Source organism: Pseudomonas sp. X4 (assembly GCF_040784925.1).
Lineage (GTDB): Bacteria > Pseudomonadota > Gammaproteobacteria > Pseudomonadales > Pseudomonadaceae > Aquipseudomonas > Aquipseudomonas putida_Z.
In genome coordinates, this window is sequence record NZ_CP160798.1 from 5,620,966 (window position 1) to 5,644,708 (window position 23,743).

At 63.8% G+C, this 23,743-nt stretch carries 18 protein-coding genes and 2 pseudogenes; 5 read left to right on the forward strand and 15 right to left on the reverse strand.

What is annotated here, in order from left to right; translation table 11 throughout:
- Positions 1–123: 123 nt before the first annotated feature.
- The 3 genes from ABX298_RS25010 to ABX298_RS25020 form a co-directional block, all read right to left on the reverse strand.
- Entirely contained in the window at positions 124–1,479 is a 1,356-nt protein-coding gene (locus ABX298_RS25010) for an aminotransferase class I/II-fold pyridoxal phosphate-dependent enzyme (protein ID WP_367393802.1), read from the reverse strand.
- Positions 1,479–2,849, reverse strand: coding sequence for a hypothetical protein (locus ABX298_RS25015; RefSeq protein ID WP_367393803.1), 1,371 nt, complete (start codon positions 2,847–2,849; stop codon positions 1,479–1,481). Before ABX298_RS25015 ends, ABX298_RS25010 begins: the two co-directional genes overlap by 1 nt.
- A gap of 514 nt (positions 2,850–3,363) precedes the next feature.
- Entirely contained in the window at positions 3,364–4,386 is a 1,023-nt protein-coding gene (locus tag ABX298_RS25020; protein ID WP_025339441.1) for a zinc-dependent alcohol dehydrogenase family protein, read from the reverse strand.
- 206 nt (positions 4,387–4,592) lie between these two features.
- On the opposite strand from ABX298_RS25020, the gene ABX298_RS25025 reads away from it, so the two are divergent.
- The 3 genes from ABX298_RS25025 to ABX298_RS25035 all read left to right on the forward strand — a co-directional run bounded on the left by ABX298_RS25025 (position 4,593) and on the right by ABX298_RS25035 (position 6,439).
- Complete coding sequence (locus ABX298_RS25025) at positions 4,593–5,507, forward strand: LysR family transcriptional regulator (RefSeq protein ID WP_038409468.1); 915 nt, start codon at positions 4,593–4,595, stop codon at positions 5,505–5,507.
- Positions 5,508–5,660: 153 nt separating this feature from the next.
- Complete coding sequence (locus tag ABX298_RS25030) at positions 5,661–5,978, forward strand: type II toxin-antitoxin system PrlF family antitoxin (protein WP_075045414.1); 318 nt, start codon at positions 5,661–5,663, stop codon at positions 5,976–5,978.
- Complete coding sequence (locus tag ABX298_RS25035; protein ID WP_075045415.1) at positions 5,978–6,439, forward strand: type II toxin-antitoxin system YhaV family toxin; 462 nt, start codon at positions 5,978–5,980, stop codon at positions 6,437–6,439. Before ABX298_RS25030 ends, ABX298_RS25035 begins: the two co-directional genes overlap by 1 nt.
- Positions 6,440–6,622: 183 nt before the next feature.
- On the opposite strand, the pseudogene ABX298_RS25040 reads toward ABX298_RS25035, so the two are convergent.
- Positions 6,623–6,775: pseudogene (locus ABX298_RS25040) on the reverse strand (LysR family transcriptional regulator); the annotation flags it as partial.
- Positions 6,776–7,055: 280 nt separating this feature from the next.
- On the opposite strand from ABX298_RS25040, the gene ABX298_RS25045 reads away from it, so the two are divergent.
- Together ABX298_RS25045 and ABX298_RS25050 are read left to right on the forward strand one after the other, a co-directional pair.
- Positions 7,056–8,189, forward strand: coding sequence for an aminotransferase class V-fold PLP-dependent enzyme (locus tag ABX298_RS25045; protein WP_075045417.1), 1,134 nt, complete (start codon positions 7,056–7,058; stop codon positions 8,187–8,189).
- A gap of 15 nt (positions 8,190–8,204) precedes the next feature.
- Positions 8,205–8,378 (forward strand): annotated as a pseudogene (locus ABX298_RS25050) (glutathione-dependent formaldehyde-activating protein); the annotation flags it as partial.
- A gap of 15 nt (positions 8,379–8,393) precedes the next feature.
- On the opposite strand, the gene lipA reads toward ABX298_RS25050, so the two are convergent.
- From lipA to ABX298_RS25105, 11 genes are all read right to left on the reverse strand, one after another.
- Complete coding sequence (lipA, locus tag ABX298_RS25055; protein ID WP_075045418.1) at positions 8,394–9,362, reverse strand: lipoyl synthase; 969 nt, start codon at positions 9,360–9,362, stop codon at positions 8,394–8,396.
- Positions 9,363–9,386: 24 nt separating this feature from the next.
- On the reverse strand, positions 9,387–10,511 hold the full coding sequence (gene gcvT / locus ABX298_RS25060) for a glycine cleavage system aminomethyltransferase GcvT (RefSeq protein WP_075045419.1): 1,125 nt from the start codon (positions 10,509–10,511) through the stop codon (positions 9,387–9,389).
- 66 nt (positions 10,512–10,577) lie between these two features.
- Positions 10,578–11,831 carry a serine hydroxymethyltransferase gene (gene glyA / locus ABX298_RS25065; protein ID WP_075045420.1) on the reverse strand — a complete coding sequence of 418 codons (1,254 nt, stop codon included), beginning with the start codon at positions 11,829–11,831 and terminating at the stop codon, positions 10,578–10,580.
- 61 nt (positions 11,832–11,892) lie between these two features.
- Entirely contained in the window at positions 11,893–14,763 is a 2,871-nt protein-coding gene (gcvP, locus tag ABX298_RS25070; protein WP_367393804.1) for an aminomethyl-transferring glycine dehydrogenase, read from the reverse strand.
- 14 nt (positions 14,764–14,777) lie between these two features.
- A complete protein-coding gene (gcvH, locus tag ABX298_RS25075; protein WP_075045422.1) occupies positions 14,778–15,155 on the reverse strand; it encodes a glycine cleavage system protein GcvH in 378 nt (125 codons plus the stop codon).
- A gap of 259 nt (positions 15,156–15,414) precedes the next feature.
- The gene (locus ABX298_RS25080; protein ID WP_075045423.1) at positions 15,415–16,947 is read right to left on the reverse strand and encodes a sigma-54-dependent transcriptional regulator; all 1,533 of its coding nucleotides are present in this window, start codon (positions 16,945–16,947) and stop codon (positions 15,415–15,417) included.
- A gap of 81 nt (positions 16,948–17,028) precedes the next feature.
- The gene (gene cycA / locus ABX298_RS25085) at positions 17,029–18,453 is read right to left on the reverse strand and encodes a D-serine/D-alanine/glycine transporter (protein WP_075045424.1); all 1,425 of its coding nucleotides are present in this window, start codon (positions 18,451–18,453) and stop codon (positions 17,029–17,031) included.
- Positions 18,454–18,785: 332 nt separating this feature from the next.
- Complete coding sequence (gene betA, locus ABX298_RS25090) at positions 18,786–20,474, reverse strand: choline dehydrogenase (protein ID WP_075045425.1); 1,689 nt, start codon at positions 20,472–20,474, stop codon at positions 18,786–18,788.
- Positions 20,475–20,478: 4 nt separating this feature from the next.
- A complete protein-coding gene (locus tag ABX298_RS25095) occupies positions 20,479–21,948 on the reverse strand; it encodes a cytosine permease (RefSeq protein ID WP_286919059.1) in 1,470 nt (489 codons plus the stop codon).
- Positions 21,945–22,124 (reverse strand): hypothetical protein, encoded by a 180-nt coding sequence (locus ABX298_RS25100; protein ID WP_031325569.1) that lies wholly within the window; start codon positions 22,122–22,124, stop codon positions 21,945–21,947. Before ABX298_RS25100 ends, ABX298_RS25095 begins: the two co-directional genes overlap by 4 nt.
- 98 nt (positions 22,125–22,222) lie before the next feature.
- The gene (locus ABX298_RS25105; RefSeq protein ID WP_084785202.1) at positions 22,223–23,731 is read right to left on the reverse strand and encodes an aldehyde dehydrogenase; all 1,509 of its coding nucleotides are present in this window, start codon (positions 23,729–23,731) and stop codon (positions 22,223–22,225) included.
- Positions 23,732–23,743: the final 12 nt, after the last annotated feature.

The following is a 23,743-nucleotide window of genomic DNA, read 5'->3' on the forward strand; positions in this document are numbered from 1 at the left end:
TCGCCTGCCAGGGCCTAATCGCCGGCAAGCCGGCTCCCACAGGTACAGCGACAACCTTGAGTTCAACGCTGCACCCGTGGGAGCTGGCTTGCCGACGATGGGTTGCAACGCAACCCCGGCGGCTCAAGGTGTAGCGCCGGCAGGCCGGCCACAGCGCAGTTCCAGCACCTGAGCCAGGCGCTCTACCGCCTGTTGCAGCTCCCCCGGGTGATCACCCAGCCACGCCATCGCCAGACATTGTTGGTAGCGACCCTGCAGGCTGAACTGCTCGCCCGGCAGGGCATGCAGTGCAGAACCAGCCAGCGCTGCGGCAATACCCTCCCACGGCAGCGGCTGGCGAAAGCGCACCCACAGTGTCCGGCCACCCTCCGGCGTTTCCAACACCACCCGCTGGCCGAACTGCAGCTGCAACTCACGCGCCAGACATTGCATGCGCTTTTGCAGGTCGGTGCGCAGCCGCACCAGTTGCGCCTCGATTTCGCCTTTGCCCAGCATGTGCGCCAGCGCTTGCAGGCGAAGCGGTGCAAGCCGAAATGCACGCTCAGCGAAAGCCCGGGCCAGCACGGCATCATGACCCAGCAGGTAGGCATAGGGCGCCTCGCCCCCCACTGCGGCATCGAACGCCCCCATCACCAACAGCCAACGCGGGTCGACCCAATCGCGCAGGCGCGTATTCGGCGGCCCGCTGTAACAGTGCTCGCTGTCCAGGTCGTTCTCCAGCAACCATACAGAGTGCTGGCCAAGCAGCTGGCCAAGCTGCTGCTGATAGTGCAGTGAAACCAGCCGCCCCTGCGGCATGCCAAGGCACGACGGCATGACCAGCATGCACACCGGCTCGCTGGCCAGCAGCCGGGCCAGGGCGCGCAGGTCCGGGTTGCCGCGGGTATCCAGTGGTACCTCCAGCACTCGCATGTCGGCACGGGCCAACGCGCGCAGCACCTGCCAGCAACAGGGCGAGTGCACCACCACGGTCCCGCCTTGCAGGGCCAGCGCCGCCAGCAAAGTCTCCAGCAACGCCTGCACATCCGGGGCCAGCTGGACGTCCTCGGCACGCCAGTACTGGTTGGAGGAGCGGGTATAGCGCTCGGCGACGGCATTGCGCAGGCGGGCGCTGCCGGGCGCTTCCCACGGGGCGACACTGTGCGTGCGCTGACGTGCCAGACGCCGCTCGTGGGTGAACAGGGTGCGCTCCAGCATCGGCTGTGCCGGCAGGGGTGCCTGCCGAGTCATGGCCGCAGCATCCCCCTTGGCAGCGCCCTGTACGTAATAGCCCGACCTGGGCAGGCACTGCACGCGGCCCTCTTCTTCCAGCAGGCTGTAGGCACTCTGCACGGTGGCCAATGACACCCGCAACCGCCGGGCCAACACGCGCAACGACGGCAATCTGCACGGGCCACTGCGTGGCGCCTGGTCGATCAGGGCTTCCAGGTAGCGATAGACCTTGCGATAGGCGAACTCGCCGGAGCCCGATTGCTCCATCAAGGCGGCCCCGCATGACCACGCCGCCGCCCCGCTGCCCGCCGTGGCAGCAACCTCAGCTGTACATCGCGACGGGCCAGGTGGCTCATGAGGCGCCAGGAGGCCAGCGGCAGGCCTCCGCCATAGATCAACCGGAGTTGCCCCAGCGGCAGGCCGCTGGTGTTCACCAGCCAGTTTTTCACCGCTTCAGGGCAGGGTTTACCCTGCAAGGCTCGATGCAGGTACGGCAGCGCCACCAGCATGTCGGCATGCCAGCACTGCAGAAAACGCTCCAGGTTCTTCCCCTGCCTGGCAAACGGGCTGAACAGCAGGCACACCTGTTGGATCTGGTTGATGCCGTATGCCTTGCCGAACTGCAGCTGATGCGCATCGCGCCGCTTGTTGGCGCCCGGCTGGCCAGCCAGCCGCAATGCCGGGCGACTGCCCTGCGGCTCGAGACTGCGTGCATGCAGCTCCCGCAGCTGCACCGGGGCCAACGGCTCGACGAACGCGGCCAATGGCCAGGCGTCCTGCCCCCCCTCGAAGCGACAACCGAGCATGAGGTCCAGCTGCTGCTCTTCGAGCAATGGCGGCAGCAGGTCGTCAATGGCAATCAACCGCACCGGCGTATTCTGCGGCACGCTCGCCGAGGCACCCGATGGCAACCCGGTGCTGCCGTGCAGGCGGCTCAGCCCCTGTGCCAGCGTCGCCAGGCACTGGTGCACCACATGCGGGCCACGCTCCCCTGCCAGGCGCAGGCTGCGCCGTGCCCAGGCCAGGTACCGGCGGCGCTGGCGCGCAGGGATGGCGGTGATAAATACATCCGCAGGTGAATGGGCCTGCAGCGCATAGCCCACGGCCGCCGCCAGTTCCAGGTGCAGGCGACACCCCAGCAGCGCTTCGGGCCTGGCGTCGACCAGGTGACCGAACATCAGCATGGCGTCCCTCGCCAACAGCCAGTTGTCGGGCGCGGCAGGGGCATGCCGGCTGAACGGCACCACTTCACGCCCCTTGATCATCTGCAGTTGCACCCGCGGGTCATCCTGCAAGAACAGCGCATTGAAGCTGCGCTCATGGCACTCGAGCGTGGCACTGTCAGCCACGGGCAGGCTCACCACCAGCACCCGCAGCTGGAAGGTTACCGGCGCACGCAGGGCGATACTCAGTTGTGCGGCACGCAGCATGGCCAGCAGCCGGGCGCTGCGGCGATCGTTGCCTTGCAGCACCAGCAAGCGGCAGGTACCGATGTAGTCGGGCCCGCCTGCAGCAACCAGCAGCCGTTGTATCAGCAATTGCAAGGAAGCACGCTGCGCTTGTGACATATGACTGAGCAAGCGCTCGAGTACTTGCTGGTAGATATAGTGCATTGCCTGGTCGTGAATAGCAGTCACGAGATCACCTCATCAACTTCATGCAGCCAGCGCACGTTGATCAGAGGACCTGAACATCAACATGCCCGGAACTTTTACAGAAGAAATTTCCTACAACTAATTGGAAGTAATGACGTAACCATCACTGTCGCCATGACATCGAGAAAAACGCATCGTCGCGACGCCCCGCCGCTGCCATACACCGCCCTGGCCTGGGCATAGCCATGCTCATTCCACGCTCCTTGCGCAAACTATCATTGAGCCATTATCGAGGGATGCAAAGCGAATAGAAGATACAGATCAGGGTAAAAAAACCATTCAGCGGAAGTGAGAAAACACATTGACTGCCAGGCGGGAACAGTACAAGACAAAAAACTTGGCGGGATATTTCGGCAAGCCACGGAGCAATCAGCTCAAATATAGTCCGCGTCGTATTTAATTGTAGGAACCTTCTTTTTTTAACGTAAAACCAGTCTCTATTAGGCACAAAAAACCCGGGACTCTGCCCGGGTTTCCTGATAGATGCAGACCGCTGTCAGTGTTGCGCCATGTCCAGCACCACACGCCCGCCGCACGGGCATTGGTCCATGTAGCGATGCGCCTCGACCACCTGTTCGAACGGGTACACCTTGATGATCTGCGGTGTCAGCAACTGGTCGGCAGTGAACTGGTTGATATCACGCAGGGCGCGCTGCAGCGCCACCTGATCCTGGCTGATGCCCAGCTCCGGCTTGCCGGTGAAGTTGCCGATGCAATGCACATGGAACTGGATGTTCTTCTGGAACGCCGCGCAGGCCGGGAACGGCGTCTGGTTGCCGCCTTGCAGGCCATACAGCACCAGGCTGCCACGTGGAGCCAGGACATCGCCCAGCAGCGACATCTGCGGCCCGCCCATGCCATCCAGGACCATGTCCACGCCACGACCATCGGTGTACTTGCCAACCTGCAGCAACAGGTCCTGCTCTTCGGTGACAATCACCTTGTCGGCGCCCAGGCCCAGCAGGTACTCACGCTGTTCCGGCTCCTTGGTGGCGGCGAACACCTTCAGCCCCAGGGCCTTGCCCAGTTGCACGAAGGCAGGGCCCGCGCAGTGGCTGGCATCGGTGACCAGCGCGGTCTGCCCGGCCTTGGCCCGGGCCAGGTCGACGTAGGCGAAATAGGCGATCAGCAGCGGCGTGTAGTGCACGCTGGCCTCGATCGGGGTGAGCACATCCGGATAACGGGTAATGGCCGTACGCGGCAGCACGATGACATCGCCATACACCGGGTGGTCGTTGGCACTGGTGGCCGGGAAGCTGGCAACCCGGTCGCCCACCGCAATATCCTCGACCCCTTCGCCGACCGCGGTCACCACCCCGGCCATCTCGTGGCCGATCCCCGCCGGCAGGCGCGCCTGGGACGGTGCCAGGTTCTGGCGCCAGAGCACGTCATACCAGCTGACGCCAACCGCCTCGACGCGGATCTGTACCTCGTCGGCAGCAGGTGACGATTCGGCCTGCTCCTCGCAACGGAGCACATCGGCAGCGCCGAACTTGTGGAAACGGATCATGCGGGACATCGCATACCTCGCCTTTGTGAACCTCTAATTACCACGGACTTTATCCGGGCTTTGCCGGTTAGACCATCAGTGGTCATTAATAGTCGACATGCTTGTCATCGATTGGGCACCTGACTTTCCCTGCGATTGGTCCCCCTAAACCCGTGCAGGGTACCAGCCTTTGGCCTTAAGATTCACCTCTGCCCCACTTTAGGCGAAGCGCACCGATGAATCGAAACGACCTGCGTCGCGTAGACCTCAACCTGCTGATCGTGTTCGAAACGCTGATGCACGAACGCAGCGTGACCCGTGCCGCGGAAAAACTGTTCCTCGGCCAGCCCGCCATCAGCGCGGCCCTGTCGCGCCTGCGCAACCTGTTCGACGACCCGCTGTTCGTACGCACCGGCCGCAGCATGGAGCCCTCGGCCCGGGCCCACGAAATCTTCGCCCTGCTGTCCCCGGCGCTGGACTCGATTTCCACCGCCGTCAGCCGCGCTGCCGAATTCGACCCGGCCACCAGCAATGCGGTGTTCCGCATCGGCCTGTCGGACGACGCCGAATTCGCCCTGCTGCCGCAACTGCTCAAGCGCATCCGCGCCGAAGCGCCGGGTATCGTGCTGGTGGTACGCCGGGTCAATTACCTGCTGATGCCGACGCTGCTGGCCTCGGGCGAGATCTCGGTGGGGGTCAGCTACACCAGCGAACTGCCAGCCAACGCCAAGCGCAAGGTGCTGCGCCGCAGCATGCCGAAACTGCTGCGCGCCGACAGCGTGCCCGGCGCCATCACCCTGGACGACTTCTGCGCGCGGCCGCATGCGCTGGTGTCGTTTGCCGGGGACCTGTCGGGGTTCATCGACGAGGCGCTGGACGAGATTGGCCGCAAGCGCCACGTGGTGCTGGCGGTGCCGCAGTTCAACGGGTTGGGGAGCTTGCTGGCGGGCACCGATATTGTCGCTACGGTGCCGGATTACACGGCGGATGCGTTGACCGCGGCGGGTGGGTTGCGGGCTGAGGATCTGCCGCTGGATGTGCGCAGTTTCGAGCTGCACATGGCCTGGCGCGGGGCGCAGGACAATGACCCGGCAGAGCGGTGGTTGCGGTCGCGGATACAGATGTTCTTCGGCGACCCTGACAGTCTTTAGGGGCTTCGCGCCGATCGCGTCCCTGGAAGTGGTGTAACTCATCCTGCGGCGCTATTGAGCGTCCTCCCCGCCTATCCTTGATCAGCAGAAACCAAGATTGACCGAGTAAGGATTATTCCTTACCATCCGATCAATACATCCGGGAGAACACTCATGCCTGCCATCCACGAAATCGCCACGTTGACCTCGAAGGGACAGGTCACACTGCCAAAATCCGTTCGCCAGCTACTGGGCGTTGACACAGGTGGCAAGATTGCATTCGACGTGCGCGGGGGTGAAATCGTGGTCAGCCGCGTAGAAACCACCCACGAAGACCCTGCCATCGGTGCGTTCCTGGGTTTGCTGGAGGCTGATATCCGAAACGGACGCAACCTCACCACCCTGCCGGAAGACTTGGCGCAAACCATGCTCGCCAATGCAAACCACCCTGTAAACCTGGACGAAGATATCGACGGTGAGGTCGCGATCTGATGCTGCGACATGGCTGGACACTGTTGTTCCATGAGGGTGTGACTTTACAGCTACGCAAATTGCAAGAAGCCGCCGCCCGGGCCGAGCAGAACGATCCGCAAGGTTTTGAAAGCAACGCCAACGTCAAGCTGCTTCGGGCATTGAGCCATCTGATCATGGAGGCTGTGCCTGCCGACCCGGGCCGTGATGAGTTCCGCCAAGGCAACACGCTGGGCACCGCCTACAGACATTGGCGCCGCGCAAAAATCGGCAGGCGCTTTCGGCTGTTCTTTCGCTACGACTCAAGGTCCAAGGTCATCGTCTATGCATGGGTCAACGACGAAAACACCTTACGGTCCGCAGGCAGCAAATCCGATCCCTACGTCGTATTCGAGAAGATGCTCGGCCGCGGCAACCCTCCTGATGACTGGGATGCGCTGATTACTGCAACGCGTAGCGACTGGGATGAGCCCAAAGCATGAGCTGCGCGACTGGTGAGGGATTGCACGTTTGACACCGGCCCTCCCCTCGGTGCGTGCACTGTAATCCACTCGTAGCTGCTGTAAAAAAGGGTACATCTGGGGTACAAAATCAACTCCCCATTCATAACCTTTTGATTTATATGGATGTCCAAATGTTCTTCGGGGATCCTGACAGCCCCTGAGCACGATCCCCAACACCTCATCGCGCAAATGGCCCAGGCTATGGATCAACAGTGCATAGTGCACCACACAAAGCCCGGCATCATTCGCCAACAGGGCATTGTGCTGGCGCACGAACAGCGGCACGCCGAGACGTTCCTCGATGGTGCTTAATGCACCACACCAGCCAATACAAGCTGACGAAAGTCACCCACAATCGGTCGCAGATCAACACGATGCCAGGCGGCCCAGCGGCCGATGCTTTGCTGCAACCTTGGCCCAGCATGGGCTTTCACGCTTGGCCGGCAAGAACGCCACGCCCCCTGGGGGAGCGGCTTCAGCCGCGAAGCAGGCGCCGCGGTATCACATGGATTTCATCAGTCCCGGTCAATCTTGGCATTTGACAAGGCTAAGGACAGGGTCGATACCAATGACATCTCTGCCAAAGGAGTCACCCATGTCGAAGCTTTATCCCAGCATTGATCCTGAGGGGCTGGTCGAGTACTCGGTGGTGTACAGCGACCGCTCGCTCAATCACATGTCGCAGACGTTTCAAGGCGTGATGAAGAACATTTCCAGGACCCTGAAGCAGGTCTATAACGCCCAGGCTGTTGCGGTAGTGCCCGGCAGCGGTACATTCGGCATGGAATCGGTAGCGCGCCAGTTTGCCACCGGTCAGCAATGCCTGGTGATACGCAACGGCTGGTTCAGTTATCGCTGGAGCCAGATCCTTGAGATGGGCAATATCCCGGCGGCCACCACGGTGCTGAAAGCCCGACCGGTCGACACGGGTCGCCAGGCTGCCTACGCTCCGCCCCCTCTGGACGAAGTGCTGGCGGCGATAAAGGCGCACAAGCCGCAGATTGTCTTCGCCCCCCACGTTGAAACCTCATCCGGGATTATCCTGCCCGACGATTACCTGCGGGCCGTCGGCGACGCTGTGCATGCGGTGGGCGGCCTGTTCGTGCTCGACTGCATCGCCTCAGGCACGATCTGGGTTGATATGCAAAAGTGCGCAGTCGACCTGCTGATCAGCGCTCCACAGAAAGGCTGGAGCGCCTCCCCTTGCTGCGCCCTGGTGATGCTCAGTGCTTTGGCCCTGGAGCGCATCGAGCAGACGCAAAGCAGCAGTTTCGCCTGCGACCTGAAAAAGTGGCTGCAGATCATGCAGGCCTACGAACAGGGCGGGCATGCCTACCATGCGACCATGCCCAGCGACTCTCTCGCGCGATTTAACAAAGTAATCAACGAGATGCGAGCCTACGGTTTCGACAAGGTCCGCGGCGAACAGCAGGCTCTGGGCGATCGAGTGCGCGCCATGTTGACTGGCAAAGGCATCAAGAGCGTGGCCGCCGCCGGCTTTCAGGCCCCGGGCGTAGTGGTGAGCTACACCGATGATGCCGATATCAAGAGCGGTAAGAAATTTGTCGAGCACGGCCTGCAGATAGCCGCCGGAGTGCCGTTGCAATGTGACGAGCCGGCCGACTTCCAGACCTTCCGCATCGGTCTGTTCGGGCTCGAAAAACTGCACGATATCGAGCGCACGGTCAGCACCCTTGAGCAGGCACTGGACGAAGTGATGGTGAACTGAGGCCTCATCCTGGCATTTGCCGCTTTCGTGTCCTCGGTGATCGAAAGCGGCACGCCACCGGCACAGATGGCGGCGATTCGCGAGCGTCTGCGTAAACTTGGCCTGGAACCTTGCGACTGCTTGTTGCCCCCACTCATGGATGCACTCGCGGTTCACGCCGCCAAGCAAAAAGGCACCTACCGCGAATGATGGTGATCTGAACCCTTAAACTGCTTGCAGTTGCCGGTCAGCGTGGTAGGACGAGCGCACCAGCGGCCCGGAGGCCACGTTTCTGAACCCCATCGCCAAGGCCTGCTCGGCAAGCATGGCGAAGGTGTCAGGGTGCACGAAGCGCTGCACCGGCAGGTGGCTGCGAGACGGTTGCAGATACTGCCCCAGGGTCAGCATGTCAACCTGATGCTCACGCATGCGCTGCATCACCTCGACCACCTCGGCATCGGTCTCGCCCAGGCCGAGCATCAGGCCGGACTTTGTCGGTACCGCCGGCAGGCGTTGCTTGAAGCGCTCCAGCAGGTCCAGCGACCACTCGAAGTCCGAGCCCGGCCGTGCCGCCCGGTACAGGCGCGGCACGGTCTCCAGGTTGTGGTTGAACACGTCTGGCGGCTCTTGCGCAGTGATGTCCAGAGCAACGTCCATACGGCCACGGTAATCCGGCACCAGGGTTTCCAGCTGAATACCCGGCGACAGCCTGCGGATCTCGCGCAGGCAATCGGCGAAGTGGCGGGCGCCACCATCGCGCAGGTCGTCACGGTCCACCGAGGTGATCACCACATACTTCAGGCCAAGGTCGGCAATGGCGATGGCAAGGTTCGTCGGCTCATCGGCATCCAGTGGCTTGGGCCGGCCATGGCCGACATCGCAGAACGGGCAACGGCGGGTACAGATGTCGCCCATGATCATGAACGTCGCCGTGCCGCCCGAGAAACACTCCCCCAGGTTCGGGCAGGACGCCTCTTCGCACACGCTGTGCAGCTTGTGCTTGCGCAGCAGGGCCTTGACCCGTGCCACTTCCGGCGTGGTGGGAATCTCCACGCGAATCCAGTCGGGTTTGCGCGGCACCTGCTCGGTGGGCAGGATTTTCACCGGGATGCGCGCCACCTTGTCGGCGCCGCGCAGTTTCACCCCAGCCTGCAAGGGCTGCGAGCGCGTAGGGGCAGTCTGGATTTCACTCATGCTCATGCTCCGACAGTCTGGCCTTTAGCCACGGTAGTAACGTTGCGCCACGAACGGTGTGCGCACCACCTGCATCGGCACGTGCTTGCCGCGTACCAGGGCGAACACTTGCGTGCCCAGCGCTGCCTGCTCGCTCTGCAGGTAGCCCATCGCCAGCGGCGCGCCCAGGCTGGGTCCGAAACAGCCACTGGTGACCCGGCCGATCACCTGCTCCCGAGCATCGACGATCTCTGCCCCTTCACGCACCGGCACGCGCTCTGCAGGCAGCAGGCCCACGCGCTTGCTGGCCACGCCTTCGTGCTGCTGGGCAAGGATGCGCTCGGCGCCGGGGAAGCCGCCAGCGCGCTCACCCTCGGCACGTCGGGCCTTGGAGATCGCCCAGCCCAGGCTGGCCTCGATCGGCGTGGTGTGCACCGCCATGTCATGGCCGTACAAGCACAGCCCGGCCTCCAGGCGTAGCGAATCACGGGCCCCCAGGCCGATGGGCTGGACCTCGGCTTCGGCCAGCATCGAACGGGCAAGCATGGGCGCCGCCTCGACCGGTACCGAGATTTCGTAGCCGTCTTCGCCGGTGTAGCCCGAGCGGCTGACATAACAGTCGACACCCAGCAGCCTCACACTGGCGAACTGCATGAAAGTCATGCCGGCAACCTGGGGCGCCAGTCGCGCCAGTACCTTGGCCGCCGCCGGGCCTTGCAGGGCCAGCAAGGCCCGGCTGGCAAACAGCGACTCGACCTCGCACTGCCCTTCCAGGTGCTGGCGCAGGTAGGTCAGGTCCTGCTCCTTGCAGGCGGCGTTGACCACCAGCAACAGCTCGTCGTCACCCAGCCTGGCCACCATCAGGTCGTCGAGGATGCCGCCGTCGTCATTGGTGAACAGCGCATAGCGCTGCATGCCCACCGGCAGGTCGATGATGTCGACCGGCACCAGCGCTTCCAACGCCCTGGCGGCCTCTGCGCCACGCAGGCGGATCTGGCCCATGTGCGAAACGTCGAACAGACCAGCCTGTTCACGGGTGTGCAGGTGTTCCTTGAGCACACCCAGCGGGTACTGGACCGGCATGGCATAACCGGCGAATGGCACCATGCGTGCCCCCAGCGCCAGGTGCAGGTCGTGCAGTGGGGTTTGTTGCAATTGTTCTGTGGTCATGGCTGGCTCCTGGCCTTCGATGATATGGGCTGCCGGCACACTGCCGGCAGCCGCCAAGCCCTGAGGTCAGGCCGGATAGACAGGGAACAGCTTGCACAGCGCTGCCACCTGGCGCGCCACCTGGGCCTCGACGTCGGCATCACCGAGATGGTCGAGGATGTCGCAGATCCAAGTCGCCAAGGCGCGGCATTCCGCCTCCTTGAGCCCACGGGTAGTCACTGCCGGGGTACCGATGCGCAGGCCCGAGGTCACGAACGGCGACTGCGGGTCGTTGGGCACCGCGTTCTTGTTCACCGTGATGTGCGCACGGCCCAGCGCGGCGTCGGCATCCTTGCCGGTGATGCCCTGGCGGATCAGGCTGACCAGGAACAGATGGTTGTCGGTGCCACCGGAAACCACGTCGAAACCGCGCTGCATGAACACCTGCGCCATGGCCTGGGCGTTGCTTATGACCTGGCGCTGGTAATCCTTGAAACCAGGCGCCAGGGCCTCCTTGAAGCACACCGCCTTGGCCGCGATCACGTGCATCAGCGGCCCGCCCTGCCCGCCTGGGAACACCGCCGAGTTGAGCTTTTTCTCAAGCTCCGGGTCGGCCTTGGCCAGAATCAGGCCGCCACGCGGCCCGCGCAAGGTCTTGTGGGTGGTGGTGGTGACCACATCGGCATACGGCAGCGGGCTGGGGTACAGGCCTGCCGCGACCAGCCCGGCGACGTGGGCCATGTCGACGAACAGGTAGGCCCCGACCTTGTCGGCGATCTGCCGGAAACGCGGGAAGTCGAGGGTCTTCGAGTAAGCCGAGAAACCAGCCACGATCATCTTCGGCTGGTGCTCGACCGCCAGGCGCTCGACTTCGTCGTAGTCAATCAGGCCGTTGGCATCGATGCCGTATTGCACGGCGTTGTACAGCTTGCCCGAGGACGACACCTTGGCCCCGTGGGTCAGGTGGCCGCCGTGAGCCAGGCTCATGCCCAGCAAGGTATCACCGGCCTGCAGCAGGGCCAGGTAGACCGCCGCGTTGGCCTGGGAGCCCGAGTGTGGCTGAACGTTGGCATAACCGGCACCGAACAACTGCTTGGCGCGGTCGATGGCCAGCTGCTCGACCACGTCGACATGCTCGCAGCCCCCGTAGTAACGCTTGCCCGGGTAGCCTTCGGCGTACTTGTTGGTCAGTTCGGTGCCCTGGGCCTGCATCACCTGGGGGCTGGTGTAGTTTTCCGAAGCGATCAGCTCGATGTGGTCTTCCTGGCGCTGCACTTCACGGCCGATGGCCGCGGACAATGCAGGGTCGAAATCGGACAGGGTCAGGCTCTTGTGGAACATGGGTGAGATTCCTTGTTGTTCGGTCGGCAAGCACGGCCCGGAAGCGTCCAGGCCAGCAGGGTCAGGCATCTTGATAGCTCGACAGCGGCGGGCAGGCACAGGCCAGGTTGCGGTCGCCGTAGACGTTGTCCACGCGCCCCACCGGCGGCCAGTACTTGCTGTCGCGCAGTTCGGCCAGCGGGTACACCGCCAGCTCCCGGGCATAGCCGTGGGGCCATTCGCCCACCAGCTCGGTGGCGGTATGCGGGGCGTTCTTCAGCGGGTTGTCGAGCTTGTCCAGGGTGCCGTTTTCCACGGCGCGGATTTCCTCGCGGATGCAGATCATCGCTGCGCAGAAGCGGTCCAGTTCTTCCTTGGACTCACTCTCGGTCGGCTCGACCATCAACGTGCCAGCCACCGGGAAGGACATGGTCGGGGCATGGAAGCCGAAGTCGATCAGGCGCTTGGCCACGTCCTCGACGCTGATACCGCTGCTGTCCTTGAGCGGGCGCAGGTCGAGGATGCACTCGTGGGCAACCAGTCCGTTCTCCCCGGTGTACAGCACCGGGTAGTGTTCCTCCAGGCGGCGGGCGATGTAGTTGGCATTGAGGATCGCCAGCTGCGAGGCGCGCTTGAGCCCTTCCCCGCCCATCATGCGGATGTACATCCAGGTGATCGGCAGGATGCTGGCACTGCCATAAGGCGCCGCGCTGACCGCGCCCTGCGGGTTCGCCAGATGGGCGTGACCGGGCAGGAACGGCGCCAGGTGCGCCTTGACGCCAATCGGGCCGACACCGGGGCCGCCACCGCCATGGGGGATACAGAAGGTCTTGTGCAGGTTCAGGTGCGACACATCGCCACCGAACTTGCCCGGGGCGCACAGGCCGACCATGGCGTTCATGTTGGCGCCATCCAGATACACCTGGCCGCCGTGCTCGTGAATGATGTCGCAGATACGGGTGATGGCATCTTCGAACACGCCGTGGGTCGAGGGGTAGGTGATCATCAGCGCAGCCAGCTGCGCCCTGTGCTGCTGGGCCTTGAGCTGCAGGTCGGCGACATCGACGTTGCCACGCTCGTCGCAGTTGACCACCACCACCCGCATGCCGGCCATCTGCGCCGTGGCCGGGTTGGTGCCATGGGCCGACGACGGGATCAGGCATACATCGCGCCCTGCCTCGCCACGGCTGGCGTGGTAGGCGCGGATCGCCAGCAGGCCGGCATACTCACCCTGGGAACCGGCATTGGGCTGCAGCGACATGGCGTCATAGCCGGTGGCCGCGCAGAGCATGGCCTCCAGTTCATCGGTCAGCTGGCGGTAACCCTGCGACTGCTCAGCCGGGGCGAATGGGTGCAGGGCGCCGAACTCGGGCCAGGTGATCGGGACCATCTCGCTGGCGGCATTGAGCTTCATGGTGCACGAGCCGAGCGCGATCATGCTGCGGTCCAGGGCCAGGTCCTTATCGGCCAGGCGGCGCAGGTAGCGCATCAGTTCGGTTTCGCTTTGGTAGCGGTTGAACACCGGGTGTAGCAGGAACGGGCTCGCGCGCAGCAGTGGCACGGGCAGGCAATCGCTGCTGCCGGCGGCCAACGCGGTGAAGCTTGGAAGCGCCTGGCCGGGTTCGGCGAACACCTGCCACAGGGCCTCGACACTGGCCTGTTCGCAGGTTTCATCCAGCGACACACCAACCCGCAGTTCGTCAATCAGGCGCAGGTTCAGGCGTGCCGCATTGGCGGCAGCCAGCACATCAGCCAAAGGCCTCGCGGTGACCACGCTGATGGTGTCGAAGAAGTGCGCCTGCTCGACCTTGTGCCCGAGCTGTTTCAGCCCTTGCACCAGGATCGCGGTCAGGCGGTGCACCCGCCGGGCGATCTGCTCCAGGCCCTGGGGACCGTGGTAGACCGCATACATGCTGGCGATGTTGGCCAGCAGCACCTGCGCGGTGCAGATGTTGCTGGTGGCCTTTTCGCGGCGGATGTGTTGCTCGCGGGTCTGCATGGCCAGGCGCAGGGCCGGCTTGCCGAAGCGGTCGATGGATACGCCCACCAGGCGGCCGGGCATGTCGCGCTTGAACGCATCGCGGGTGGCGAAGTACGCCGCATGCGGGCCGCCAAAGCCCAGCGGCACGCCGAAGCGCTGGGCGCTGCCCAGCACCACATCGGCATCGAACTCACCCGGTGGGGTCAGCAAGGTCAGTGCCAGCAGGTCGGCGGCCACAGCCACCAGCGCACCCGCCGCATGGGCGCGTTGCACCAGGGCGCGGTGGTCGGTGATGGCACCCGTGCTGGCCGGGTACTGCAGCAACAGGCCGAAATAGCCGTCCAGGGCTTGGCCATCCAGCAACGCTTCATCAGCGATGACCACTTCGATACCCAGTGGCTGGGCACGGGTACGCAGCACATCGAGGGTCTGCGGGTGGCAATGGCTGGACGCGAAGAACGCCGGGGCCTTGTTCTTCGCCAGGCGCTTGCAGAAGGTCATGGCCTCGGCGGCGGCGGTGGCTTCGTCGAGCAACGAGGCGTTGGCGATCTGCATGCCGGTGAGGTCGCTGACCAGGGTCTGGAAGTTCAGCAACGCCTCCAGGCGGCCCTGGGAGATTTCCGGCTGGTACGGCGTGTAGGCGGTGTACCAGGCCGGGTTCTCCAGCAGGTTGCGCAGGATCGGCGTGGGCGTGTGGCAAGGGTAATAGCCCTGGCCGATGTGGTTGCTGAACAGCTGGTTGTTCGCAGCGATGGCCTTGAGTGCGGCCAGGGCTTCAGCCTCGCCCTGCCCCTTGCTCAGCTCGAGCACGCTGCTGCCTTTGATGCTGGCGGGGATGACGCTGTCGATCAGGGCTTCCAGTGAGTCATGGCCGACCAGCGCCAGCATGGCGTCGATATCGCCCTCGCGCGGGCCGATGTGACGGGCGATGAATTCGTTGTCAGTGTCCAGCGGGATGGATGCGTTGGTCATCTCTGCCCCCTGGCTCAGGCGTTGTCGGCCAGGAAACGGTCGTAGCCGTCCTGGTCCATCAGGCTGTCGAGCTCCGACGGGTTGGCCGCCTGGATGCGGAAGAACCAGCCGTCCTGCATGGGCGAGGTGTTGACCAGCTCGGGGTCGTCGGCCAGGGCCTGGTTGACGGCCACCACGGTGCCGCGCAAAGGCATGGTGATGTTGCTGGCGGCCTTGACCGACTCGAGCACCGCGACTTCGTTGCCCTCTCCGTACTCGCCCGGCTCCGGCAGTTGCACGAACACCACGTCACCCAGGGCCTGCTGGGCATAGCTGGTGATGCCGACGGTCAACTCGCCAGTCGCTTCCAGACGCAGCCATTCGTGTTCAGGAGTAAAACGCAGCGTGCTCATGGATCTTCCTCTCTTGTTATCAGATAGGTCCTGATGCAGGACCGACTGATACAGAGCAAGGCTGATGCCAACTCACTAAAACCCTTATACATCAATGCCTTACTGTTTTATTTCGGTCCATCCCAAGCCTGCGCGATGGAGCGTATTCACTCCGCGGCCTGGGCCCGGCAGCCAACCCTGACAGCACGGGCCAATGAACTCGGGACCACGCCCGCCTGGAGCATAATCACTCCAGCGGAGCGTATTCGCACCGGGCCGGCTACGAGACCCGACTGGCGATGCCGTACTTGCGCAAACGCTGGCCGATCGCCGTGTGCGAAGTCTGCAAGCGCACCGCCAGTTGCCGGGTCGAGGGGTAGCTCGTGTACAGCTTCTCCAGCAAGGATTTTTCAAATGCCTGCACGGCCGCTTCGAGGCTGACGATCTCCTGCCCCTCGGCTTGCTGGCTGCTCAGGGCGGTGCCAGCCAGCTCCAGGTCATCGCAGTCGATCACATCCCCTTCGCTGATGGCCGCCGCGCGGAATATCACGTTCTGCAACTGGCGCACATTGCCGGACCAGCGATTGCCCAGCAGCAGCGGATGGGTGGCCAGCGCCAGCCGGCAAGGGGCGCGCTGGATCTGCGCACAGGCCTGGTGCAGGAAATGCTCGGCCAGCAGCAGGATGTCCTTGCCGCGCTCACGCAGCGGCGGCACCTGCAGGTTGAGCACGTTGAGGCGATAGTAGAGGTCTTCGCGAAAGCTGCCCTCGATCACCATGTTTTCCAGGTTGCGGTGGGTGGCGCAGACCACCCGCACATTCACCTGCACCTCGCTGCCACCGCCCACCCGGCGAAAACTGCCGTCATTGAGAAAACGCAACAGCTTGGCCTGCAGGTACGGCGACATCTCGCCCACTTCATCGAGAAACACCGTACCGCCATCGGCCAGTTCCAGCAGGCCCGGTTTGCCGCCCCGCTGGGCGCCGGTGAAGGCACCTGCGGCGTAGCCGAACAGCTCGCTTTCGGCCAGGCTCTCGGGCAATGCCGCGCAGTTCAGCGCCAGGAACGAGGCATCCCGCCGGGCACTCAGCGCGTGGCAGGCACGGGCCACCAGTTCCTTGCCCGTACCAGTCTCGCCCTGGATCAATACCGGCGCCTCCAGGCTCGCCACCTTGTGCAGGCGGGCCTTGAGCGCCTGCAGCGCCGCCGACTCGCCCAGCAACGCCCCCAAGCCTTCGCTGTTGTCATGCAGCAGCGAGGCCAGGCGCTCGCCGATGCGGCTGGGTGGGTACAAGGTCAGCAGGCCACCCACCAGGCCATCGGCGCCACCGCTGATCGGCGTGGCCTCCAGCAGCAGGGCCTGGCCCTGAAAGCCCACCTCGCACATTGGCAGGCGGAAGCCCTTGTCGATCAGGGTCTTGGCCAGGTCCGGCTCGGCAAACAACCTGTTCAACGGCTCACCGGCCGGCTCGCGCCCCACCAGGGCGACCAGGGTCGGGTTCGCCAGCAGCACATGACCGCCAGGGTCCACCGCCAGCACCGGGTCGCTCATCGCCGCCAGCAATGCCTCCAACTGCAGGCGCCGGCGGTGGCCGGGGAGGAAGTCGACCAGCGCCACCTCCTGCACGCCGTCCACGCCCATCAGGGCAGCGTAGAGTTCGTCCAGCACCACCGGGGACAAGGTTGGGGCATCGATGTAGACGTTGGGCGGAATCATCTCCACCGCATCAAGATTGAGGTTGCGCGCCCCAAGCAGCGAGAGGATTTCCTGAGTGATACCGACACGGTCGACAAAGTTGACGTGGATTCTCATAAAGATTCCCTGCTTGGCAAAAAGACGACAGGGGGACAGCGCAGCGCGCCGTCCCCCTTGGGCAAAACGTGAATAAGGTGATCAATCGGCATCGAATGACAGCTGCATGGCCTGCTGCCTTTTCCGCCAGATCGATCGATAGGCCAGGCCCAGCACGGCAAACCAGACCGGCATCAGGTACAGCGCGCTGCGGGTGTCGGCCTCCAGCGCCAGCAAGGCCAGAATGAAGGCGAAGAACACCAGGCACACCCGGCACATGAACGTGCCGCCCGGCATCTTGTACGTCGACGCCTGGTGCAACGGGTCACGCTGCTTGCGGTACGCCAGGTACGACAGCAGGATGATCGACCAGACGAACATGAACAGCAGTGCCGACACCGTGGTGATCAGCGTGAAGGCCTCGAGCATGTTCGGCACCAGGTAGATGACCAGCGCCCCGCCCGTCAGGCACACACAGGAAAAGATCAGGCCGTTGGAAGGTACCGCGCGGCGGGACAGCGCACCGAACTTGCCAGGCGCATCGCCATCCACTGCCAGGCCGTAAAGCATGCGGCTGGTCGAGAAGACGCCGCTGTTGGCCGACGACATGGCCGAGGTCAGCACCACGAAATTGATGATGCCCGCGGCTGCCGGCAGACCGGCCAGTACGAACAGCTCGACGAAGGGGCTCTTGTTGGCCACCACTTCACGCCAGGGTGTGACGGCCATGATGGCGACCAGCGCGAGCACGTAGAAGACGATGATGCGCAAGGGAATCGAGTTGATCGCCCGTGGCAGGTTGCGTTCCGGGTTCTTGGTTTCGGCGGCGGTGGTCCCCACCAGTTCGATGCCGACGAAGGCAAACACCGCAATCTGGAAGCCGGCAAAGAAGCCCATGGCGCCATGGGGGAACATGCCACCGTCATTCCACAGGTTGGCCAGCGATGCCGCATGCCCGGCCGGCGACTGGTAAGCCAGCGCCACCATGTAGAACCCGGTGCAGACCAGCGCGCAGATGGCGACGATCTTGATCATGGCGAACCAGAACTCCATTTCGCCGAACATCTTCACCGTCATCAGGTTCAAGCTGAGCAACAGGCCGACACACGCCAACGCCGGTATCCACAAAGGGATGTCGGGGAACCAGAACTGCGAATAGGCAGAGATGGCGATCACGTCGGCGATACCGGTGACAATCCAGCAGAACCAGTAGGTCCAGCCGGTGAAGAACCCCGCCCACGGGCCGAGCAGGTCAGCCGAGAAATCGATGAACGACTTGTACTTCAAGTTGGACAACAACAGTTCACCCATTGCCCGCATGACAAAGAACAGCATGAAGCCGATGATCATGTAGACGAAGATGATGGAGGGCCCCGCCAGGCTGATGGTCTTGCCAGAGCCCATGAACAGGCCGGTGCCGATAGCACCGCCAATGGCGATCAACTGGATATGGCGGTTGGACAGGTTACGCTTGAGTTCGTGTGCGTCACCATCAGGCGGGCGGTGACCGTGGGGCAAGTTATTCATTGTTTTCTACCTTGCTAGTCTAATTGTTTTTATAACGTCACAAGTTCAAACCTCGAGACCGGATGAACAACTTTCAAGTCCGATCGCGTGCAAGGTAGAGAGCAAGCTCTGTGCCAAACGCCAATAGCGCTAGTTGGCGGGGTTTTATTCAATCAGGGCTTTCGTGGCTGTAAAGAAGTCACTCCAGAAAACCGTGCCAATCAGGCGTTCGAGCAGCCCCGGGCACACTGAGCGCTGCCCCTCCCCATTTCTGTATCGAAATCATTCCAATGGAGCGCATTCAGTCCGCCAGGCTGACGCGATCCCCTGTAGGAGCGCGTCAGCCCGGCTATTTAGCGGACAGGCATCTCGCGCAGCGGCGCACGGCTGCGTTGCTGCTCCTCCCAGCCCCCAACCAGGCCAACCGGCACATCGCTCGGTGCCAGCGGCTGGCGCCCGCGCACCAGGTCGGCAGCGCGTTCGGCCAGCATGATGGTCGGCGCGTTGAGGTTGCCATTGGGCTCGCTCGGGAACACCGAGGAGTCGATCACCCGCAGCCCCTGCAGGCCATGCACACGCAATGTCGAATCGACCACTGCCATGTCATCCTCGCCCATCCGGCACGAGCCGCACGGGTGCATGGTGCTTTCCATGTTGGCGCGCACGAATGCGTCGATCTGCTCATCGGTCTGCACCTGCGGCCCGGGCGCCAGCTCCTCGCCGCGGAAACGATCCATGGCCGGCTGGGCGATGATTTCGCGGGTCAGCCGCACACAGCGGCGGAAGCCCTCCCGGTCTTCCTCGCTCTCGAGGTAGTTGAAGCGGATTTCCGGATGTTGGTACGGGTCGGCCGACAACGCCCGCACATGGCCACGGCTCTTGGGCTTGTTAGGCCCGGTCAGCACCATGAAACCATGGCCCTTGAACGGTTTGTCGCCGTCATAGCGCATGGCCGCCGGCAGGAAGTGGAACTGGATGTCCGGCCAGCGCAGGCCCTTGGATGAGCGGATGAAACCGCCCGCCTCAAAGTGGTTGCTGGCGCCCAGACCGTCCTTGAACAGCAACCAGCGCAGGCCGATCATCGCCTTGCCCAGCAGGTTCATCTTGCCGTTGAGGGTCACCGGCTCCTTGCACGCATACTGGATGTAGATTTCCGAGTGGTCCTGCAGGTTCTCGCCCACCCCAGGCAAGGGGTGGCGCACCTCGATGCCAGCCTTCTTCAGCACGGCCTCGGGGCCGATGCCGGAGCGTTGCAACAAGTGCGGCGAACCGATCGGGCCGGACGCCACCAGCACCTCGCGGTTGCACAGGACCTTGTGGGCCTGGCCGCCGTGATCATATTCCACGCCCACCGCCCGCTTGCCATCGAGCAGGATGCGCCGGGTCATGGCATGGGTGATCACGGTCAGGTTCGGCCGGCTCATGGCCGGGCGCAGATAGGCGTTGGCCGTGGACCAGCGCACGCCATCCTTGACCGTCATGTGCATGGCACCAAAGCCTTCCTGCATGTAGCCGTTGCAGTCGTCGGTCTTGATATAGCCGGCTTCGGCACCGGCCTCTACCCAGGCGCCGTACAGCGGGTTCTGCATGTTGTTGCCGTTGTTGGTGGCCAGCGGCCCCATGCCGCCGCGGTAGTCATCACCGCCAAACTTGTACTGCTCGGCACGCTTGAAGTACGGCAGGCAGTTACGGTAGCTCCAGTTCTTCGCCCCCAGGCTTTCCCATTCATCGAAGTCGCAGGCATGGCCACGGATGTAGACCAGCCCATTGATCGAGGACGAGCCGCCCAGCACCTTGCCCCGCGGGCAATGCAGGCGGCGGTTGTCCAGGTGCGCTTCGGCGACGGTCTCGTAGCGCCAGTTGTACTTCTTGGTGTTCATCGGCAACGAGAAGGCACTGGGCATCTGGATCAGCACACTGCGGTCGCTGCCGCCGAACTCCAGGACCAGCACCGAGGTACCGGCGTCTTCGCTCAAGCGGTTGGCCAGGACGCAGCCAGCAGAGCCTGCGCCGATGATGATGTAGTCGTATCGCTTGGTCATGGTTCTAGTCCTGTACACGAAGGCCGGCGGCCTGGATGTTGTGTTCATTACGCTTTGGGTAGCCGCCCCAGCCCAGGCGCGTCGCCAGCAGCCGGGTCAGGCCGTAGTGCACCAGCCCGGCCAGCAGGCAGGACGGCAGCGAGGCGGTGGCGAAGGTGAAGAAGTCGGTATGGGCCAGGGTCTGCGGGTTGAACACCACCACATAGATCGCGAAGCCCGCCACCAGCGCCAGCAGCGCGATGGGGTTGAAGCCTTTGCAGTAGCGCAACGGCGACACGCTCTGTTCGGCGTAGAGCTGGCGCAGGTTCAGGCGCTGCTTGCGCAGGAAGAAGTAATCGGCGATGCCGATGCCGGCCAGGGCGCTGTTGAGCGCGGATGTCCACACCAGGAAGATGAAGAAGCCGTCGTAGATCCCCGGCAGGAACACCACGATCAATACCGGGATGATGCAGAACAGCCCGATCAGTACCCCCCAGCCCACGCTGCGCAGGCGCTCGCCGCCCAGCTGGCGCAAGCCGATCACCGCGGTGTAGAGGATGTTGACCATGCCGGTCAGGTTGGCCAGCGCCAGGAAGCTCAGGGCGATGACGCCGAACCCCATGCCGCCGGCCAGGCGCATCCACGCGGTAGGGTCGCTGCTGCCCAGGGTAGTGGCGGCGAACAGGCTGATTGACTCGCCCAGCGACGCCGCAGCGAAGATGCCCACCAGGTTGGGCCAGAAGGCCGTGCGCTGGTTGCTGCACAGGCGCGACAGGTTGCCGATGTAGGGCCACCAGGAGAAGCCCGCGGCGATGTTGATCTCCACCGCGACCATGAAGTTGACGTGCGGGTTCTCGAACGGTGGCTGCAAAGGCGGCATGGCCAGCAGTTCGTCGAAGCTGTAGCGACCGGAGATGAAGTACATCAGTGCCAGCATGATCAGGATCAGGCTGGGCGCGATCACCGCGCTCAGCCGGCGGATCATGTCCGGCCCGCGCATGGCCACCAGCGCCGCCAGCACGATGGCCAGCAAGCCTCCCGCGGTTACCAGCCAGCCATCACCGTTGGGCTGGCTCTGCTGCACCAGGGTTTCCAGGTTGTCCAGCGCCCGCCCGCACATCAGCCCCAGCACCGCCAGCCAGCCCATGGTCAGCACCACCACCGAGAGGAAGTACACCAGGCGGCTGCCATTGAGGCCGAACATGCTGCGCAGGAAGGTGAACTGCTCGACGCCGTACTTGCCACACGGCAGGCAGGTGGACGACGCGGCGAGGACCACGCCGATGATGTTGCCGATGATGATTGCGGCAATCCCTTGCAAGGGCCCGACGAACAGCGCGGTGGCGCCACCGATCAGGAACACCCAGGTGGCCACCGCCAGCGCCGAGTTGGCGTAGGCAAACCCCCAGAAACCCCAAACCCGCTCATTGGGCAGCAAGGGGGTGTCGCCACGTTCCGCGCTCAGGCGAAATTCTTGCTCGCGGGAAGCACTCATGGCTGGCCTCCCAGGTAGTACGCGCCAGCAACCATCACCAGCGTCAGCAGGGCCAGTGCCACCACGTCGGCCACCGTCAATGCGCCCGGCCAGTGCGCTTTGTTCTCCAGTTCTTCATAGGCACGCAAGCGCCTTTCCAGGTCTTGCGCTCGCTCGATATCCACTTGGCTGTTCATCGGCATCACCTCGACAGGTTCTTGTTCTTGAAATTCGATGCATTCGATAAACCTGCGCCGCTCGCCAACCTTCAGCGGCGCAGGACGGCCCTGTTACCTCAGGGCAAGGTGATCCAGACCGCCTTGGTCTCCAGCAGGAACTCCAGTTGTTCTGCGCCCATGTCCTTGCCATAGCCCGACTGCTTGTAACCACCGAACGGCATGGACGGGTCCAGGGTGCTGTGGGCATTGACGTACACCGTGCCCGCACGCAGGCGCGGAATCAGCCCATGGACCTTGCCCAGGTCGTTGGAGTAGATCGCCGCCGCCAGGCCGAACTCCGAATCGTTGGCCAGGGCCAGCGCCTGTTCCTGGGTGTCGAACGGCTGGGTCACCAGCACCGGGCCGAAGATCTCCTCGCGAACCACCCGCATGTCGTTGCTGCAGTTGGCGAAGATCGTGGGCTGCACGAAGAAGCCCGGGCCGTCGAGCGGCTCGCCGCCGTAGTACACCTGCGCGCCTTCGGCCTTGCCCAGGGCGATGTAGTCCAGCACCCGCTGCTGTTGCTGGAGCGACACCATGGGGCTTATGAAACAGTCCGGATCCAGGCCCGGGGCTATCTTCAGGGTGGCGGTGTACCTGGCCAGCGCTTCGAGGAACGCCGGGTAGACACTGCGTTCGACATACGCACGGGTGCCGGCGTCGCACACCTGCCCGGAGTTGAAGAACACCCCGTTGGCCACGGCTTGCGCCGCTGCCTCGATGTCCGCATCGGCGAACACGATCACTGGCGACTTGCCGCCCAGCTCCAGGGTCAGGCGTTTCATCTGGTCCATCGCCGATTTGCCCACCGAGCAGCCGACCGGTGTCGAACCGGTAAAACTCAGCTTGTCGATGCCCGGGTGACGGGACATCGCCTCGCCGACCACGCTGCCGCGCCCGGTCACGATGTTCACCACCCCGTCGGGAATACCCGAGGCCTGTACCAGCTCGGCAAAGCGCAGCGCCGACAACGAAGTCAGCTCTGCCGGCTTGACCACCACCGTGCAACCGGTCGCCAGCGCCGCGCCCAGCTTCCAGGCCATGGTCTGCAGCGGGAAGTTCCACGGCACGATGGCACCGACCACCCCCACCGCCTCCTTGCGCGTGTACGCCAGGTAATTCCCAGGCAGCGAAGGCTCGACCGTGCGGCCGTGGATCTTGCTGGCCCAGCCGGCGAAATAGCGCAGGGTATCGACCGTGCCCTGGATATCGACCGCGCGTGCCTGGGCGACCGACTTGCCCATGTCGATGGCTTCGATCTGCGCCAGCTCGTCGCCGTGGGTCTCGATCAGGTCGGCCAGGCGATGGATAAGGCGCTCGCGCTCCAGTGGCTTGAGCTGGCTCCAGGCACCGCCATCGAACTGCGCACGTGCTGCGCGCACGGCGCGATCAAGGTCATCCGCAGTGGCCATGGGGATGCGCGTCAGCACACCCTCGGTGGACGGCTCGACCACCTCGGCACTGCCGCCGTCGCTGGCCTCAAGCCAGGCGCCGGCAATGAACATGCGCTGCGGTTTGCCGAGAAAGTGCTGGGTCGCCTCGGATACACCAAAGGCCTGCAAGTAGTCTTTTACCTTGTGGTCCACAGGACAGTCTCC

Coding starts and splice junctions, on each gene's coding strand:
- lipA (WP_075045418.1), bottom strand. CDS start 9,362: ATGAGTGAAATCCAGACTGCCCCTACGCGCTCGCAGCCCTTGCAGGCT.
- glyA (WP_075045420.1), bottom strand. CDS start 11,831: ATGTTCCACAAGAGCCTGACCCTGTCCGATTTCGACCCTGCATTGTCC.
- ABX298_RS25025 (WP_038409468.1), top strand. CDS start 4,593: ATGAATCGAAACGACCTGCGTCGCGTAGACCTCAACCTGCTGATCGTG.
- ABX298_RS25020 (WP_025339441.1), bottom strand. CDS start 4,386: ATGTCCCGCATGATCCGTTTCCACAAGTTCGGCGCTGCCGATGTGCTC.
- ABX298_RS25100 (WP_031325569.1), bottom strand. CDS start 22,124: ATGAACAGCCAAGTGGATATCGAGCGAGCGCAAGACCTGGAAAGGCGC.
- ABX298_RS25010 (WP_367393802.1), bottom strand. CDS start 1,479: ATGGAGCAATCGGGCTCCGGCGAGTTCGCCTATCGCAAGGTCTATCGC.
- gcvT (WP_075045419.1), bottom strand. CDS start 10,511: ATGACCACAGAACAATTGCAACAAACCCCACTGCACGACCTGCACCTG.
- gcvH (WP_075045422.1), bottom strand. CDS start 15,155: ATGAGCACGCTGCGTTTTACTCCTGAACACGAATGGCTGCGTCTGGAA.
- ABX298_RS25045 (WP_075045417.1), top strand. CDS start 7,056: ATGTCGAAGCTTTATCCCAGCATTGATCCTGAGGGGCTGGTCGAGTAC.
- cycA (WP_075045424.1), bottom strand. CDS start 18,453: ATGAATAACTTGCCCCACGGTCACCGCCCGCCTGATGGTGACGCACAC.
- gcvP (WP_367393804.1), bottom strand. CDS start 14,763: ATGACCAACGCATCCATCCCGCTGGACACTGACAACGAATTCATCGCC.
- ABX298_RS25030 (WP_075045414.1), top strand. CDS start 5,661: ATGCCTGCCATCCACGAAATCGCCACGTTGACCTCGAAGGGACAGGTC.
- betA (WP_075045425.1), bottom strand. CDS start 20,474: ATGACCAAGCGATACGACTACATCATCATCGGCGCAGGCTCTGCTGGC.
- ABX298_RS25080 (WP_075045423.1), bottom strand. CDS start 16,947: ATGAGAATCCACGTCAACTTTGTCGACCGTGTCGGTATCACTCAGGAA.
- ABX298_RS25035 (WP_075045415.1), top strand. CDS start 5,978: ATGCTGCGACATGGCTGGACACTGTTGTTCCATGAGGGTGTGACTTTA.
- ABX298_RS25095 (WP_286919059.1), bottom strand. CDS start 21,948: ATGAGTGCTTCCCGCGAGCAAGAATTTCGCCTGAGCGCGGAACGTGGC.